The 16,651-nt window shown below is 40.2% G+C and carries 12 protein-coding genes, 3 tRNA genes, 1 pseudogene and 1 riboswitch; of the genes and pseudogenes, 14 read left to right on the forward strand and 2 right to left on the reverse strand.

The window, feature by feature from the left end; translation table 11 throughout:
• Positions 1 to 153 precede the first annotated feature (153 nt).
• Together FNLLGLLA_RS02625 and FNLLGLLA_RS02630 are read left to right on the forward strand one after the other, a co-directional pair.
• Positions 154 to 229 (forward strand) — tRNA-Trp (locus tag FNLLGLLA_RS02625).
• Positions 230 to 341: 112 nt separating this feature from the next.
• Positions 342 to 418, forward strand: a tRNA-Arg gene (locus tag FNLLGLLA_RS02630).
• A 125-nt stretch (positions 419 to 543) separates the two neighbouring features.
• Here FNLLGLLA_RS02630 and FNLLGLLA_RS02635 read toward each other — a convergent pair.
• Positions 544 to 822: a helix-turn-helix domain-containing protein gene (locus FNLLGLLA_RS02635; protein WP_156697033.1), complete on the reverse strand. Its 279-nt coding sequence runs from the start codon at positions 820 to 822 to the stop codon at positions 544 to 546.
• A 168-nt stretch (positions 823 to 990) separates the two neighbouring features.
• Between FNLLGLLA_RS02635 and FNLLGLLA_RS02640 the strand changes: the two genes are divergently transcribed.
• From FNLLGLLA_RS02640 to FNLLGLLA_RS02690, 12 genes and pseudogenes are all read left to right on the forward strand, one after another.
• Positions 991 to 2,691 (forward strand): efflux transporter outer membrane subunit, encoded by a 1,701-nt coding sequence (locus tag FNLLGLLA_RS02640; protein WP_156697031.1) that lies wholly within the window; start codon positions 991 to 993, stop codon positions 2,689 to 2,691.
• A 21-nt stretch (positions 2,692 to 2,712) separates the two neighbouring features.
• Entirely contained in the window at positions 2,713 to 3,753 is a 1,041-nt protein-coding gene (locus FNLLGLLA_RS02645) for an efflux RND transporter periplasmic adaptor subunit (protein WP_156697030.1), read from the forward strand.
• Positions 3,754 to 3,762: 9 nt separating this feature from the next.
• Positions 3,763 to 4,260 (forward strand): annotated as a pseudogene (locus FNLLGLLA_RS09860) (ABC transporter ATP-binding protein); the annotation flags it as partial.
• A gap of 540 nt (positions 4,261 to 4,800) precedes the next feature.
• Entirely contained in the window at positions 4,801 to 5,562 is a 762-nt protein-coding gene (locus FNLLGLLA_RS09865; protein WP_413084674.1) for an ABC transporter ATP-binding protein, read from the forward strand.
• The gene (locus FNLLGLLA_RS02655) at positions 5,559 to 6,671 is read left to right on the forward strand and encodes an ABC transporter permease (RefSeq protein ID WP_156697028.1); all 1,113 of its coding nucleotides are present in this window, start codon (positions 5,559 to 5,561) and stop codon (positions 6,669 to 6,671) included. The genes FNLLGLLA_RS09865 and FNLLGLLA_RS02655 overlap by 4 nt, the downstream gene beginning before the upstream one ends.
• Positions 6,671 to 7,786, forward strand: a complete 1,116-nt coding sequence (locus FNLLGLLA_RS02660) for an ABC transporter permease (RefSeq protein WP_156697027.1) — start codon at positions 6,671 to 6,673, stop codon at positions 7,784 to 7,786. Before FNLLGLLA_RS02655 ends, FNLLGLLA_RS02660 begins: the two co-directional genes overlap by 1 nt.
• Positions 7,787 to 7,923: 137 nt before the next feature.
• A riboswitch (cobalamin riboswitch) is annotated at positions 7,924 to 8,095 on the forward strand.
• A 566-nt stretch (positions 8,096 to 8,661) separates the two neighbouring features.
• Positions 8,662 to 8,746, forward strand: a tRNA-Leu gene (locus FNLLGLLA_RS02665).
• A gap of 196 nt (positions 8,747 to 8,942) precedes the next feature.
• A complete protein-coding gene (gene mfd, locus FNLLGLLA_RS02670) occupies positions 8,943 to 12,239 on the forward strand; it encodes a transcription-repair coupling factor (RefSeq protein WP_156697026.1) in 3,297 nt (1,098 codons plus the stop codon).
• Positions 12,236 to 13,843 (forward strand): putative polysaccharide biosynthesis protein, encoded by a 1,608-nt coding sequence (locus FNLLGLLA_RS02675; RefSeq protein ID WP_101928794.1) that lies wholly within the window; start codon positions 12,236 to 12,238, stop codon positions 13,841 to 13,843. Before mfd ends, FNLLGLLA_RS02675 begins: the two co-directional genes overlap by 4 nt.
• Positions 13,827 to 14,597: a nucleoside triphosphate pyrophosphohydrolase gene (gene mazG / locus FNLLGLLA_RS02680; RefSeq protein WP_060919663.1), complete on the forward strand. Its 771-nt coding sequence runs from the start codon at positions 13,827 to 13,829 to the stop codon at positions 14,595 to 14,597. The genes FNLLGLLA_RS02675 and mazG overlap by 17 nt, the downstream gene beginning before the upstream one ends.
• A 51-nt stretch (positions 14,598 to 14,648) precedes the next feature.
• Positions 14,649 to 14,948, forward strand: coding sequence for an HU family DNA-binding protein (locus FNLLGLLA_RS02685; RefSeq protein ID WP_004696710.1), 300 nt, complete (start codon positions 14,649 to 14,651; stop codon positions 14,946 to 14,948).
• Positions 14,949 to 15,030: 82 nt separating this feature from the next.
• Positions 15,031 to 16,185 (forward strand): MGDG synthase family glycosyltransferase, encoded by a 1,155-nt coding sequence (locus tag FNLLGLLA_RS02690; protein WP_120055528.1) that lies wholly within the window; start codon positions 15,031 to 15,033, stop codon positions 16,183 to 16,185.
• A 43-nt stretch (positions 16,186 to 16,228) separates the two neighbouring features.
• Here FNLLGLLA_RS02690 and FNLLGLLA_RS02695 read toward each other — a convergent pair whose 3' ends face one another.
• Complete coding sequence (locus FNLLGLLA_RS02695) at positions 16,229 to 16,549, reverse strand: hypothetical protein (RefSeq protein WP_008714437.1); 321 nt, start codon at positions 16,547 to 16,549, stop codon at positions 16,229 to 16,231.
• Between the last annotated feature and the right edge of the window lie 102 nt (positions 16,550 to 16,651).

A 16,651-nucleotide genomic window follows, 5' to 3' on the forward strand; every position in this document is an offset into this window, starting at 1 on the left:
AGGTAAAAGTTAGGTAGACATAAGAGCCCTTGAGAAAGGGCTCTTTTCCTTTAATAATCACTATTATTTTATCGATTAAAAGGCCTTTATTTCTTGACAGAGTATGTAATATTTGTTAAACTAATCAAGTATCAAGCAAAGCTTGATGAACATAGGGGTATAGCTCAATTGGTAGAGTAGCGGTCTCCAAAACCGTTGGTTGTGGGTTCAAGTCCTACTGCCCCTGCCAAATTTTGGATGGCGGTCTTCGGACCGCATGTCCATAAAATTACTCAAAAAATATTAAAAAATGCTTGCGTAGCTGCAATCATTATGTTAATATAAGTGAGTACCTTGTACATGACTCAGTAGCTCAGCTGGATAGAGCGTTTGACTACGAATCAAAAGGCCAGGGGTTCGAATCCCTTCTGGGTCACCAAATTAAAGCATCACAGTAATGTGGTGCTTTTTTATTTTGCTTTTTATATGTATATAAAGGACTCTACATATTTATGTAGGGTCCTTTTATGAGCTAATAATCTTTATTTAATTAACTAAGTTTTATTATTTCGCATGTGGCTGATCTGATTCAGCTACTACGTTAACGACGATTTCTTGATCTGCAGAAATAAGATTCATAATGATGGGGATTGGCTGTCCGATGGCTTCAGCTATAGCTTTAATTTGTCGCATTGCAACAGGATGAGGTGTCGTTCCATCGCTTTGAAATAATTCTTCCAATTGGTTGATTTCTGTTTGCCTTAGATTCGATTTATTTGCGAATTCTTCAACCGTCATATTATGTTGTTCGCGATAGCTTTTAATGATTTCACCGATATACATAATCGCCTCCACTTGAATTATATTAATACATTTTTATTTTATGTGAAAGTTTGATAAAACTCAAGTTAGATTAAAATGATACTTCATATTATTGATACATAATGGTTTTATATTATAAGATGAACATATAATGATACTGAAATATATGGAAATGAAAAGAGGTTTGCTATGATGACGAATAGAAAACAACTTTTAATTGTTTATATATGTTTAGCATTAGGGGCTTGGAGTGCTAGCGCGGGCGTCAGTTTTAGTCAATCAAACGGCGATGCAAATCGAACGAGTCGAGATAATACGACAGTACAGCATAGGTCTGAAAAAACTGTTGACGATTCTGACCAAGGCAGTTCTGTCATTGCATCGTATTACAAGGATGGCAAAAAAAAGAAGAAAAAGAGCACTGCTGCTGAAGAGCCTAAGCTTTCAGAGAAACAAAAAGCAACTAAAGAATTGAATGAACATTCTTGGGTAGAGGAAGCGGGAAAACATCCGTTACCGTATGAGGTTGTAGAAGGGAAAGCGGTCAGTGAAGAAGAATTAGCCCACTGGTGGAAGGTTTTTAACGATCCTGTCTTGGATCAATTAATTGATTTGACCCTCAAAAATAATCGGCAGTTAGAGGTAGCTCGTTCTCGAGTTAGACAAGGGCGGTTACAGTTGGGTATTGCTGAAGCACAGCGATTACCTTGGCTAGATGCTTCCGGTTCATGGTCGGTTAATAGAGGTCAGGGCGAATGGGATTCGGACCGAGAAGCAATAAAGAATTTGCCTATACCTGATAAGATGACGAGAAATGTAGAAACCGGTAAATTAGGAATTGATGCGCGATGGGAAATTGATATATTCGGGAGACAAAAAGCAAAATCACGAGCTGCATCGAATTCGTTACAAGCATCACAGGCGGATTTATATTCCACCTGGGTATCATTGAGCGCGGAAACAGCATTACAGTATATGTCGTTAAGAACTTTACAGGAGCAATTGCGCATAACGGAAGAGGATGTGAAGCGTCAGCAGGAAGCGTTGGAACTGATTAAGATAAACTATCAGTCTGGTATTATCAACGAATTACCTGTACAACAGGCTACATATGCATTATCTCAGACTCAAGCGGAGATTCCTTCATTAAAGAAAAATATAGCTTCCACAATGTCCGCGCTCTCTATATTGACGGGAACGGTTCCGGGTGAGGTTGACGGGTTATTGATGGAAAATACTTCATTACCTGCGGTGGATCCACACATGTTTATCGGTATACCGGCGGAAGCTTTACGACAACGGCCTGATATTCAGGCGGCGGAACGACGTATTGCGGCACAACAACAGAAAACCAAGGCTGCAAAGGCTGACCTTAAGCCTAGATTTTCATTAAATGGCAGTATAGGCTTGGAGTCGTTTTCATCGGGAGGTCTTATTTCGGCTATCGGTAAAATGATAGGAATAGGACCATCTATCACTATGCCTATTTTCAATGCCGGTGCTATTCGTAAGAATATAAAGGTACAAACAGAAAAGGAACAGGAATACTTGGCACTTTACGAAGAGACTGTTTTGAAAGCTGTAGGGGAGGTCCGAAATGCGGTAACGGATGCATCTCAGGATCATATTAAGTCTGAGGAATTGAAATCTGCTGTAGAATCTGCACAGCAAGCAGAATCTTTGGCGCAAACCAATTTTGACTCCGGTCTTAGCGATTACTTAAGTGTTCTTGATGCACGACGAAATGTATTGTCTGCAAGGCGGCAATATATCATGAGTCGGGGGCAAGAGTTTGCTGATACCGTTCGTTTATTCAAATCCTTAGGCGGTGGTTGGGAAGCCATGGACATGGATCAGGAGGCAGAGGCGGACTCGCATGCTAAGAAATAGTGTGAGAAACGGGGAATGATTATGAAAGAGAAACTTGATGTCCTTAAACGTTGGATGGCGAATAATAAAAAAAAGTGCGTAGGTATAATGATTGCTTTTCTAATAATTTTGGGTGGCGTAGGATATTATGCTTATAATCAATACGAAGCGTACATGGCCTCTCATCACATCGTGTTGCAAGGTAATGTGAATCTGCGGGAAGTGAATGTTGCATTTCGGGGAAGTGATCGGATTGCCAGCCTTTTGGTGGATGAAGGTGCGGTCGTGAGCCAAGGGCAGATTTTGGGGTATTTACATTCTGATGAATTGAATCTTGCTGTACAGAAGGCTAAGGCTACCATTGCGGCACAGAAAGCTATAGTGGACAAGTTGCAAGCAGGCAGTAGACCAGAAGAAATCGCGCAAGCATCGGCACGAGTTACATCTGCAGAAGCTGCGTTAGCTCAATCGAAACAAGAAGCAGAGAAGTTACAAAAATCATATAATGCTTCAAATGGTAAGGCCGTCAGTCGACAGTCTGTAGATGATATACAGGCGAAGGTGAAAGTATCGGAAGCCAAATTAAATGAGGCTCAGCAAGCATACAATTTAGCTGTCGCAGGGCCAAGACAGGAAGATATAGCACAGGCCCAAGCACAATTGGATTCGATGAAAAGTGAATTGGCTCGTCAGGAGTTTTTGTTAAACCAAACTGTATTAACGGCTCCTATAGACGGTGTTATAACGGCCCGATTATTACAGGTCGGTGATATGGCTTCACCGAATACACCTGTATTTAAGTTAGCTGAGAATACTAAGAAATGGATCCGTGTGTATGTGAACGAACGGGATTTAGGGAAAATTTATAATGGTATGGATGCGAATGTGACGACGGATACCAATAAGAATGAACCGATTCACGGCACAATCGGATATATATCCTCCGTAGCGGAATTTACACCTAAATCGGTAGAAACGGAGGATGTGCGTACTACACTTGTGTATGAAGTGCGGGTATATGTGGATGACCCGAATAATCGCCTTCGTTTAGGAATGCCTGCCACTGTTTCCATTGATATATAGAGGTGTGCGGTGAATGATGTATATGCAATCAAAGCGTCACAATTATATAAAGAATTTCCCATTGTTGGAGCTGATCCTATAATAGCATTGGACCATTTGGATTTTAAAATTCGGAAAGGCTGTTTAACTGCGTTGGTTGGGCCAGATGGGGCGGGGAAAACGACTTTGATTCGTTTAATTGCAGGTTTATTGGATGCCACGTCTGGCTCTTTAGATGTCCTTGGAATGAATGTGAAAGCATATTCGCAGGAAGTTCAAGATAAACTCAGTTATATGCCTCAGAAGTTTGGGCTTTATGAGGAATTATCCGTCAGTGAAAACATGAATCTCTATGCAGATTTACATGGTGTCCCTTTGGGGGAGAGAACGGAACGGTTCGAAAAATTACTGCATATGACGGGGCTATCAAAATTTACTAAGCGTCCTGCCGGTAAATTGTCGGGCGGTATGAAGCAAAAGCTTAGTTTAGCCTGTACCTTGGTGCGTTCTCCAGAGTTATTATTGCTTGATGAGCCTACCGTAGGGGTCGATCCATTTTCAAGGCGAGAGTTATGGGAGATTTTAGAGTCGTTAGTACATACAGATGGAATCAGCGTACTTGTTAGTACTGCATACTTAGATGAGGCGGAGCGTTGTAAAGATGTTTTCGTCCTTAATAAAGGGCGGTTTTTAGCAACTGGGACACCGAATGAATTGACTCAAATGTCTGAGGGGCGATGCTTTCAGGTAAAAATTCCGAAGTCATTGAGCATGCGAAATGTACAGGCCGCATTGATGGATGATAGAAAATGCGTGGCAGATGCAGTTCCGGAGGCTAGTACCGTACGATATATAAAAACGAAAGAAATGCTTTCGATTCCTTGGCTTAGCGAGTACGGTATGGAGGAACAATCAGTTCAAAGCCGTTTGGAAGATACCTTTATGATGCTGTTAAAAGAGGATGAGTTTACTTCGAAACAGAGGACTTCCCTTTTAGATACTATCGATATGGACTTGGATGAAAGTGCGATAGAGAAAGAACGAAAGCGTTTGTTGTCCCCCAATGAAATGGTTGAGCGTCCAGTAGAAATTTCCGTATCTCATTTGGTGAGAACATTCGGTGATTTTACGGCGGTAGCTAATACATCATTTACGGTACAGCGCGGAGAAGTATTCGGATTGCTTGGACCAAACGGAGCTGGCAAGACGACGACATTTCGTATGTTGTGTGGATTATTACCTGTAACGAGCGGTGATTTACGTGTAGCTGGCGTTGATGTCGTTAAATCTCGTACGGCGGCAAGAAGCAATTTCGGATATGTAGCGCAGAAGTTTTCTTTGTACGGTAATCTGTCTGTTATGGAAAACTTGAATTTTTTTGCCGGTGTGTACGGCCTTCACGGACAGAAGAAGCTTGATCGTATAGAAGCCGTTATCAGTGAGTTTCGTCTAAATGATGTGCGCGATATGATAGCCGGTGATTTGCCTGGTGGTTATAAACAGCGCTTGTCCATGGCGACTGCCTTAATGCATGAGCCAAAAATTCTTTTCTTGGATGAGCCCACAAGTGGTATTGATCCTCTTACGCGGCGTAATTTCTGGCGACAGATTACTTCTTTATCAAAGCGAGGAACAACGATTATTATTACGACTCATTTTATGGATGAATCGGAATATTGTGACCGTATTATGATTCAGGATGCAGGGAAACTCGTTGTACTGGGAACACCTGATGAAGTTAGACGGACTGCTGGCGACGAGACTTGTACTATGGATGAAGCGTTTATCTCCGTCATACTGGAAAAACGGGAACAGGAGGAGGACGTATGAACGGATTTATAAGACGGTTTTCCTCATTGGTATATAAGGAAACCTCACAAGTATTGCGCGACCCCAGCACTATTTTGTTGGGTGTTGTACTACCTATACTACTTATCATCCTCATCGGCTCAGGGGTTACTTTGGATGTTAAACACGTGCCGATAGCAGTGGTTATGGAACGTCAAGATTCGATGACCCAAAGTGTGTATGACTCCTTATACGGCTCTGAGTACTTTCAACCTATAGCGGTTCGCGATAGAAAAACGGCGGAACTATTGATGGAAAAACGAAAGGTAGATGCCATATTGGTGATTCCACAGGACTTTTCTGATCAAATTATGCGTGGACAAGGGAAAGTGCAGGGGATTTACTATGGTGTCGATACTTCGGTAGCGATGAGTATAGAAAGTTATGTAAACTCAGCTATTAACTTATGGGCCGTTAAGAATATTCCGTTTATGCTACGTGGTGGATATATAACAATGAACCCTCGCATGTGGTTTAATGAGGCAAATACAAGTACCTGGTTTTTGATTCCCGGGCTTATTATGATTATCATGACGATTGTATCCGTTTTTCTTACGGCTGTCGTTATGGCTAGAGAATGGGAACGTGGTACTTTTGAGGCTTTATTCGTTACACCAGTTAAGCCTATTGAAATTATTTTGGCTAAGGTAGTGCCTTATTATGTATTGGCCATGTTGGGGCTGTTGTTTTGCCTCGGTGTTTCGTATTTCTTTTATGAAGTACCTATGCGTGGTTCCTTATGGATCATCTGCATTGTGTCCACATTGTATTTGATTGTTTCTTTAAATATGGGACTACTTATATCTGCGTTTACGAAGAAACAGTTCTTAGCTTGTCAAATGGCATTACTCACCAGTTTTTTACCAGCTTTAATATTGACGGGTTTTTTATTTGATCCACATTCACAACCTGTGGTGATTCAATATATTTCACGGCTTTTACCTCCTACATATTTTTTAGAATTACTGAAATCATTGTTCCTAGGTGGAAATAACTGGTATTTGATTATTAAAAATAGTGCCGTATTATCGGGGTTTGCTATTTGCTTTACAATATTGACAATTTATATTACGCGGAAGAAGGTGGAATAATGAATTGGCGCCTGTATTGGAATCAAATTGTCTCCATCATATGGAAAGAGCTATTAGCCACCTTTAAAGATCCGAAAACTCGTATAATCTTACTGTTACCGGTCATTATTCAAGGGTTCCTCTTCGGTTATGCCGCAACCTATAATCTCAACAAGGTTCCCTATGTATTGATTGATGAAAGTCATACGCAGACCGCAGCTGCATTAGAATCGACTATTAATTCATCCGGTGTTTTTGAACTGTATCAATCTGCGAACTCTCCGGATATAATCGCACCATTAATAGACTCCAACAAGGTTATTATGGCGGTTATCATACCTCAGGATTTTGAAGAAAACTTAAAGCATAAACAACCTACATCTATTACTGTTATTGTAAATGGAACGAATACAATGACTTCAGGTCTTGCCACAGCCTATATGGGGCAAATCATTTCTCAATTCAATCAGACTTGGTTAGGTGTTGAGCATAAGGGAATCACAATTGAATCTCGTACCTGGTACAATGAAAATCAGCAGTCTTCTTGGACTTTCTTGACAGGTCTCGTTATATTGATCAGTATGACACAAGTTATCATGTTGGGGGGGCTATCTGTGGCACGAGAACGAGAGCAGGGGACCTTTGATCAATTATTGGTAACGCCCGTATCATCTATGCAAATTTTGGTTGCAAAGTCTATACCACCCATGTTAATAGGACTGTTTCAAAGTACTGTATTGTTATTAATAGCCATGTTTTGGTTTAAAGTTCCATTTCGGGGCAATATATTTCTTGTGTATGCCGTGTTGTTTACGTTTATAAGTAGTAGCATTGGATTGGGGTTATCTATTTCGGCTATTGCAAAAAATATGCAGCAAGTTCTCGTATATGTTTTTGTCTTTCTTTTTCCACTAGCCTTATTGTCCGGATTAATCACACCTGTACATAATATGCCGAAAATATTGCAATATCTTACATATGGAAATCCTATGCGGTTTTCTGTTGAGGCAATGCGCAGAATTTATCTAGAAGGTGCAGGATTGACGGATATTTGGTTTAACTTTATTCCTATGATTATATTAACTATTGTTACTATGTCAATGGCGGGGTGGTTGTTTAGAAATCGTGTGGGATAAGTTTGTTTTCTAGCTAGTTGAATTATTAATTTCTGTTATAACAATACGGCAGAACTATATAGCTTTTTTTTATTAATAAATATGCTTTTGCCGTATTGACGAAATGAATTTAGACTGTTAGAATAAAAGCATAGAAAACATCATATTTGGGAATAGGTGCTGAAAAGCATAATAGAGAAGCTGGTTAAATGCCAGCACGGTCCCGCCACTGTATGGTCGAGCGAGTCTAAATTAAGTCACTGGGAAACTGGGAAGGCTAGATGAGCGATGAAGCCGAGTCAGGAGAACTGCCTATTCAACATTCACCATTTGACCTACGAGAGATAGGGAGGAGAAGTTAATAGCTCCTTTTTACGTATCCGTAAAAAGGATTTTTTAGTTCTATAGGATTTAAATTGTATTATATTTAATTTAGATTTTAGTTCTATACGACCTAAATGTCGTGCTATGGTCATGGTGGATTTACCTTCTTGGTATTACCAGCATGACGTATGTTATGACTGTTAATATATTTTATGGTAAATGTAGGGCATGCATTTATTCATCATCATCCTAAAAAAGAGGCTGACCCAGGGTTCTAGTAGTTCGGATTCTGGGTCAGTCTCTTTTTATTTTGCAAATATTAATTATCAGTAAGAACTTTTAGATTGAGACCTGTAGCGTTAAGGTTTAGATGAGGCGTTAAGCGTTAATATATATACAATTGTAGAGTTAAGAGTTTTTAGATTTAGAATTTGTTTTAGGTTTACGTAAATTGTAAGGTTTAGATAGTTATTATCCTTGGAATATATTTTTCGATGTATGAATTTTAAGTCATTTATAAAAAAATGATTGACGATGAATTCCATACATGATATTATTATTTCAGTTGAGACGCGGGAGTGGCGGAATTGGCAGACGCACCAGACTTAGGATCTGGCGCCTTACGGCGTGGGGGTTCAAGTCCCTTCTCCCGCACCAACTTTATTGCACCTATTGCACCTTTAGAGGTGTATTTTTTTTGCCTAAATTAAGTATTAACGTGGATATTTATATCGATAAACACATACATTTTGATAGGAAGATAGGTACAGATTTAACTACTACGTTATATGTTATAATAAATGAGTTAGAACTATTTAATTAATACAATCATAGTAATACTATATGGTGCAGTATGGATAATACATTAACAAAACTGCTTTCACAGAACCCATCCTTTGTGGATGGGCTAAACGCATTTCAGCGAAAGGGGAAGTCAGTCATATATGGTCTTAGCGGATCTCAAAAGAGTTTCCTCTTAAGTCAATCTTTTTCTGCAGGTCTTACAAAACCTGTAGTCATCGTAGTCCATGATAAGGACCATAAAGAGATGTGGGAACGGGACTTAGCTTTTTTCATGCCTAATGTGCCAGTCTTATCATTTCCTACAACAGATCATGTAGACTTTACGACTGTGGCTCGCAGTCTTGAAGACCAAGGTGCGCAGATGCGAGCATTAGCACTGTTGGCGTGGCAAGAGCCGGCAGTAGTCATTGCCAATGCTGAAGAGGTTACACAGTATGTTGTATCTCCTCATTACTTAAAGGGACAATCGTTGCATTTTGCTTTAAATGATGCGATTGAACGTGATGTAGTCCTTGAACAGCTCGTAACAATTGGATATGAACGCGTAGACCAGGTGGAACAACGTGGTCATTTTGCCGTGCGTGGAGATATTTTGGATATTTATCCTGTAAATAGTGATCATCCGATTCGTATTGAATTCTTTGGCGATGAGATCGATACATTGCGTTTCTTCTCCGTTGAGAATCAACGTTCCATTGAGCAAATTGAATCCTACACGGTGACGCCTTTCTTTCTTGGTAAAAGTGATGCAGAAAGTACTTTATTATCTTATGTGAAAGAGGGCACTCTAATTTATGATGAGCCAGGTCGTATTCAAGAAGCATTAAAGAAATTCCTTAAGGAAGATCCTACACATCGGAAAAATCATTGTGATTGGAATGAACTACAACGCACTGTAGATTCTATGAATCAAGTGGCTTTCACATTTATGCAACAACGCTCTATTGGTCTCACTGGATTTAACCCTATTGGTATTCAAGGGAAGACGATGACGAGCTTTGAGCGTCAAATTCCCCTATTAACAGACGAAATAAACCAATGGCATCGTTTAAATCACCAAGTGGTACTAGTATTAAATAATCAGCAACGACGAGAAGGTATTGAGCGTGCCCTTGAAGGGGAAAATATTGCATTTACTCATAGTGATACATGGATAGCAAAGCCGAACACTGTCGTTATTTTAAAAGGATTATTAACAGATGGTTTTGAATTGCCCAATAGCCATCTCGTAGTTGTCGTAGAAGGTAATATTTACGGACAACAAAAGCGCAAGCTTCGAAATAAGCCTAAAAAGGGCCAAGAGATCAATTATTTCACGGATTTAACACCTGGTGACTATGTAGTACATAGTATGCATGGTATCGGCAAGTATATTGGTCTCAAAACAATTGAAACGGAAGGCATTCACCGCGATTATATTGAGATTGCTTATGCTGGAACGGACAAACTGTTCTTACCAGCTAATAATTTAGATCAACTGCAAAAATATATTGGCAACGAAGGTGATGTGCCACGTATTAATAAGATGGGTGGCCGTGACTGGGCTAAAGTTGTTACAAAGGCAAAAAAATCCATTGATGATTTGGCAGATAAGCTCGTTGAGATATATGCACAACGAGAAATCACAGAAGGCTTTGCATTCTTGCCGGATCAACCATGGCAGCAAGAGTTTGAAGATGCGTTCCCATATGAGGAGACGGAAGACCAGTTACAGGCTACGGCGGAAATTAAAGAATCTATGGAACGACCTGTTCCTATGGATCGCTTGCTCGCTGGTGATGTAGGCTTTGGTAAAACGGAAGTGGCTATGCGCGCCATTTTTAAGGCCGTTATGAGCGGTAAACAAGTAGCGGTACTTGTACCGACCACGGTATTAGCACAGCAACATTTCCAAACCTTTTTAAATCGATTTGCTCCATTCGGGGTTAAAGTAGATGTACTCAATCGATTCCGAACTACATCAGAGAAAAAGCAAATTCTTAAAGGCGTAGAGGATGGATCTATTGATATTCTCATTGGAACCCATTCATTACTTAACAAAAAGGTGGTATTCAAAGACTTAGGAATGCTTGTTGTAGACGAGGAGCAACGCTTTGGGGTAGCACAGAAAGAAAAGTGGAAAGAGTGGGCTAGCAATATCGATGTACTCACCTTGAGTGCTACACCGATTCCGCGGACTTTACATATGTCCCTCGTTGGCGTTCGAGAAATGTCTGTTATCAATACTCCACCAGAGGAGCGCTTACCTGTTCAAACCTATGTGGTGGAATACGATATGAATCTCATCGCAGATGCTATCAAGCGAGAATTGGCGAGGGGCGGACAGGTTTACTTTGTATATAATCGTGTTGCATCCATTAATCATATGGGAGAGCTATTAGCGGCTACCTTGCCTGATTTACGCTATGCTATCGCTCATGGACAGATGACAGGCCGTCAAATTGAGGAGATTATGACCGATTTCTATGAAGGTCATTATGATGTGCTCTTGTCCACGAGTATCATTGAAACCGGCTTAGATATTCCTAACGCCAATACTATCATTATTTATGATGCGGATCGTTTAGGTTTATCTCAGCTATACCAAATGCGAGGGCGTGTAGGCCGTTCTCGTAGACGTGCTTATGCATACTTTATGTATCGGCCAGATAAAATACTTTCAGAGGCAGCTGAAAAGCGTTTAAAAGCTATAGAGGAGTTCACTGAGCTCGGCGCAGGATTTAAGTTAGCCATGAGAGATTTAGAGATTCGCGGTGCCGGTAATCTATTAGGCTCACAGCAACATGGTAATATCGCATCTGTCGGCTTTGGTATGTACGTGAGTATGTTAGAAGAGGCGATTGCAAAGGCTCAAAATAAAGAAGTTGAGCGAGATGTATCCATTGATCCAGCTATCGACTTAGAGGTAGATGCGTTTATTGATGATGCGTATATCAAAGATAGTGCTCGTAAGATTTCTGTATACCAACGATTGTTACATATTAAATCTAAAGAGCAACTCGACGATATGACGGATGAGCTCATTGATCGCTTCGGTACACCAACCGATCCAGTAGACCGTTTGTTGCGCATTGCTCAAATTAAGGAGCAAGCACGTCTACTGGGCATTAAGAGTATCGTCCGTAGAGATAAGCAACTCACTATCCATTGGCATGACGATTCTAAAATGGCCGATTGGGATATGGGGGCTGTACCAGAAGATTTATGGAAAAAAATGAAGTTTATGGATACCAAACCAGCCACATTATATGTGAGCCTTAATGGTATGAAAGGTTCTATTTTGACCATTACGGAAGCGGTGATAAAGGCTCTTAGCCACAAGTCACCGACTAAGGAGGGCCTATGAATCGATTTTTAAAGGGTGCCATGATTTTAACCTTAGCCGGTATTATCGTGAAGGTCATCGGTGCGTTTAGTAAAGTTCTTATCGCACGGATTTTAGGTGGTGAAGGGATTGGCCTATATATGATGGCCTATCCAATCTATCAAATTATCGTTAGTATTTCTGCTGCAGGTATTCCTGTAGCCATATCTATTATGATTGCGGAAAAGCTTGCTAATGATGATATGCGAGGCGTACAACAAGTATTTTTTGTATCATTAAGGGTACTCGCTATTTTAGGCTTTGTGTTCAGTTTGGCCTTATATGGTAGTGCACAATGGCTCGTAGACAATCAAATCATCACCGATCCACGTGCTTTAATTGCTATTCAGCTATTATCTCCAGCCATTTTTGTAGTGACTATCCTAAGCTGTTTTAGAGGGTATTTCCAAGGTTTCCAATACATGGTACCTACTGGTATGAGTCAAGTATTTGAACAGATCTTTCGCGTGTCTTCTATGGTAGGTTTGGCATACTACTTCATTGATCGAGGACTTCATTTGGCGGCAGGTGGTGCGACCTTTGCTACATTCCCAGGCGTATTGGCGGGGTTACTTGTATTAATTTATTTTTACTACCGACAACGCAATATTCGAGAAAAAATGTTTTCACAACAGAATCCTAATGCCATTTGTGAAAGTAACGGCACCGTAGTTAAACGATTGTTTAGTCTTGCCATACCGGTTTCTATGGCGAATATTATGCTTCCGATGGTATCACTCATTGATACATTTATCGTCCCAAAACGATTGATGGATATTGGATACTATCTCAATGAAGCAACCACACAATTTGGTTATCTGACGGGTATGGCAACATCTCTGATTGGGTTGCCGATCATTCTAACTACATCCTTAGCCGCTAGTCTTGTACCAGCCGTATCTGAGGCACATACTCAAGGTGATGTACATCGCATCGTGAAACGGGCGGAAACGGCGATTAAAATTGCTAATATGTTTACGATTCCAGCCTGCATTGGACTTTGTGTACTAGCTACGCCAATATCACAACTAATATATGCAACACCTCATGCAGGACCTGTTATTGCTGTTATTAGCTTGAGTATTGTGTTCCTCGGTTGGCAGCAGGTTACTGCAGGTGTTTTGCAAGGGTTAGGAAGAACAATAATTCCTATGGTATCGATTTTTATAGGCTTATTAGTGAAGACATTCTTAGATTATGAATTGACAGGTAGTATTGAGTTGGGCATTAATGGTGCGGCTTGGGCGACGAATTTAAACTTTGCTATTGCAGCGCTTATTAACTATATTTTTGTAAAAAGATATGTAGGTTCGGTACTGAACACATTAGAGTTATTAAAAATAATAGTATCTGCCATGGCCATGGGCGGTGCTACACAAGTCATCTATGTGAGCACTGTTGATTTATTAGGCAATGGTGGCGCTGTGGCTGCAGCAATTGTAGTGGCTATTTTTGTATATGGTTTATCGTTATGGCTTACTAAAGCTGTCGTAAAAGATGATATTTACCATTTCCCAATCATAGGCAAGCGCTTACAAGCTAGACGCAATAGGGAGGAAGCAAAGCTATATGAAGAACAATATTGATATTCAACCTTTAGTCGATGTAGTGAAAACTTTGCGTGCACCAAATGGCTGTCCTTGGGATCAAAAGCAAACGCATGAATCTTTACGTCGCTATTTTATAGAGGAAACCTACGAAGTGGTAGATGCCATTGATAATAAAGATATGCCGAATCTTCGTGAAGAGTTAGGTGATGTATTATTGCAAGTTGTCTTTCACAGTCAATTGGCAGAGGAGGCTGGTTATTTTACACTTCAAGACGTAATTAATGATGTCGCTGAAAAAATGATTCGTCGTCATCCTCGTGTTTTTAGCCCAGAAAATGATGAAAAATCATACACTTGGGATGAATTAAAGGCACAAGAAAAGAAAAATATTCAAAATTCTGTATTGGATGGTGTATCGAAAAGTTTACCTGCTTTAATGGCGGCTTATAAGCTCCAAGAAAAGGCTGCAAAGCTAGGATTTGACTGGGATGAGCTTGATCCTGTTTGGGCTAAAGTTTCCGAAGAAATGGGGGAATTTAAGGAGGCTATTGACCAAAATGATAGAGAAAATATGGAAAAAGAAGCAGGAGATGTGCTTTTTTCCTTGATTAATCTATTCAGATGGTATAAAATAAGCGGTGAAAATGCACTAAATCGCACAAACACAAAGTTCCGACAGCGTTTTTTACATGTAGAAGCTTGTGTTAACCAAAGCGATCGCTCATGGGAAGACTTTTCATTAGCTGAGCTCGATGCTTTTTGGGAGGAGGCTAAAGTGCAGGAAAAGTAACCTAGAGGTTTATACACTTCTAAGGTATTGTAATTTTAAGGAGGTTCTGTCATGAACAAAACAGAATTAATCGCAAGTGTTGCACAAAAAACTGAATTAACTAAAAAAGATGCTGAAAAAGCAGTAAAAGCTGTATTTGACACAGTAGCTCAAGAATTAGCAGCTGGTGGCAAAGTACAAGTTATCGGCTTCGGTACTTTCGAAGTTCGTGAACGCGCAGCTCGTGAAGGCCGTAACCCACAAAACGGTAAAACTATCACAATTGCCGCTTCCAAATCCCCTGCATTCAAAGCTGGTAAAGGTTTGAAAGAACAAGTTAACGCTGCAAAAGCTAAAAAACGCAAAAAATAATCCATATTGGATGTGAAAGAGACCTTTCGAGGTCTCTTTTTTTTATCTATTTATGGTATAATGCACAGAGAAAGGGTGCATTATGAATAACGAAACATCAAGGAAGGTTCTCATCGTGTCCGCCTCAATCGGCACTGGACATATGCAAGCCGCAAGAGCCATAGAAGAATATTGGAAAGAAAAAGAGCCACAAGCATCAATTACCCATGTTGATTTTCTTGATACAGAAACTATGTCTGTAGAGCATTTAATTAAGGGTACCTATATCAAGATGATTGACGTATTCCCCATGCTCTATGATATGATTTATCGCGTATCGAAAGGGGAAAAACGAGGTACCATTATGCAAACCGCATTGTCGTACCTACTAAAAAGCCGCATGCTTAAACTAGTACAACAAGAAGAGCCAGATGTAATGGTCTTTACGCATCCATTTCCTTGTGGGGCGGCATCGATTTTAAAACGTCAAGGTCATATAGATGTACCACTAGTGGCTATTATGACAGACTTTAGTAGTCATCAGTTTTGGCTCTATCCACAGATTGATGTTTACTATGTTGCAACAGAATCTATGGTACCTGAAATGGTAGCTTCAGGTATCGATGAATCTCGTATTCATGTATCTGGCATTCCAGTGCGGCGATCTTTTTTCCGTGATGCTATTGAAGAGTATAGCTTAGAGGAACCTGTGAAAGTTCTTGTTATGGGTGGTGGCCTAGGTTTAGGCTCTCTTGAGACGGCTTTAAAACATCTAGATGAAGTAAATGGTATTGGTGAAATTACCGTTGTAGCGGGACAAAATACGTCTCTTTACGAATCGTTAGTTGTCCTTAGTGAATCTATGAAGACGAAGACCACCGTATATGGTTATACTACCAATATTTCTGAGCTCATGAAATCATCGTCTTTACTCGTTACAAAACCTGGTGCATTGACCTGTATGGAGGCTGTTACAATCGGATTGCCAATGGTATTCTTTAATGCTATCCCAGGGCAGGAAGAGGCAAATGCAGAACTATTAGAGCAACGGGGGTGTGCTCGTTGGGCTCGTGATATTCATAACTTAGAAGATGTGGTAACTGCACTGTTAATTAATTCTCCGCGACTTCAACAAATGTCTGAGCGAGCTCGCGAATGGCATGTGGATGGGGCTGCTGATATTGTAAATAGTCTCATTGAAATTTTAGATGGTAGTGCACAAGATGAGCTTGTGAAAGCTCAAGAGGCAATTAGCTAACCAATATAGAAAAAGCGATGACCAAAAGGGCCATCGCTTTTTTCTATTGATACTGTTCAATATGTTCTTTTCGAAGTTTTTGTAATGTGACTAAGAAAGCATCCGTACTTTCTGCACCATCCAATAAATCTTTTAATTGGTAAGAGTCATCAAGGGTAACACTCCATTGGAAGGAGTCGTTATCGTCGTACACATTGAATACGACTGGTGTCTCTAAGTCCTCTGGCATATAGCCGTCATCATCGGACACAGTTGCATACGTGCCATCCTCTAAGAGCTCGGTAAATAATGTGTCATACCCATCAATGTCGATAAGTTCAAAGTTGATACTTTCATAAAAGTCTAAAACCATATCCGTCGCCATGTGGACCTCCTCATGAATATATATGTTACGTTTATTCTACTGAGGGCGCCTGTTACTGTCAATGGTAATGTGTAGTATAATAAATAACAGAATTACAAAATA

This window comes from Veillonella parvula (genome assembly GCF_902810435.1).
GTDB lineage: Bacteria > Bacillota > Negativicutes > Veillonellales > Veillonellaceae > Veillonella.

Excerpts from the sequence above, each read along its gene's own strand:
- FNLLGLLA_RS02635 (WP_156697033.1), bottom strand. The coding sequence starts at position 822 with ATGTATATCGGTGAAATCATTAAAAGCTATCGCGAACAACATAATATG.
- FNLLGLLA_RS02640 (WP_156697031.1), top strand. The coding sequence starts at position 991 with ATGATGACGAATAGAAAACAACTTTTAATTGTTTATATATGTTTAGCA.
- FNLLGLLA_RS02645 (WP_156697030.1), top strand. The coding sequence starts at position 2,713 with ATGAAAGAGAAACTTGATGTCCTTAAACGTTGGATGGCGAATAATAAA.
- FNLLGLLA_RS09865 (WP_413084674.1), top strand. The coding sequence starts at position 4,801 with ATGGTTGAGCGTCCAGTAGAAATTTCCGTATCTCATTTGGTGAGAACA.
- FNLLGLLA_RS02655 (WP_156697028.1), top strand. The coding sequence starts at position 5,559 with ATGAACGGATTTATAAGACGGTTTTCCTCATTGGTATATAAGGAAACC.
- FNLLGLLA_RS02660 (WP_156697027.1), top strand. The coding sequence starts at position 6,671 with ATGAATTGGCGCCTGTATTGGAATCAAATTGTCTCCATCATATGGAAA.
- mfd (WP_156697026.1), top strand. The coding sequence starts at position 8,943 with ATGGATAATACATTAACAAAACTGCTTTCACAGAACCCATCCTTTGTG.
- FNLLGLLA_RS02675 (WP_101928794.1), top strand. The coding sequence starts at position 12,236 with ATGAATCGATTTTTAAAGGGTGCCATGATTTTAACCTTAGCCGGTATT.
- mazG (WP_060919663.1), top strand. The coding sequence starts at position 13,827 with ATGAAGAACAATATTGATATTCAACCTTTAGTCGATGTAGTGAAAACT.
- FNLLGLLA_RS02685 (WP_004696710.1), top strand. The coding sequence starts at position 14,649 with ATGAACAAAACAGAATTAATCGCAAGTGTTGCACAAAAAACTGAATTA.
- FNLLGLLA_RS02690 (WP_120055528.1), top strand. The coding sequence starts at position 15,031 with ATGAATAACGAAACATCAAGGAAGGTTCTCATCGTGTCCGCCTCAATC.
- FNLLGLLA_RS02695 (WP_008714437.1), bottom strand. The coding sequence starts at position 16,549 with ATGGCGACGGATATGGTTTTAGACTTTTATGAAAGTATCAACTTTGAA.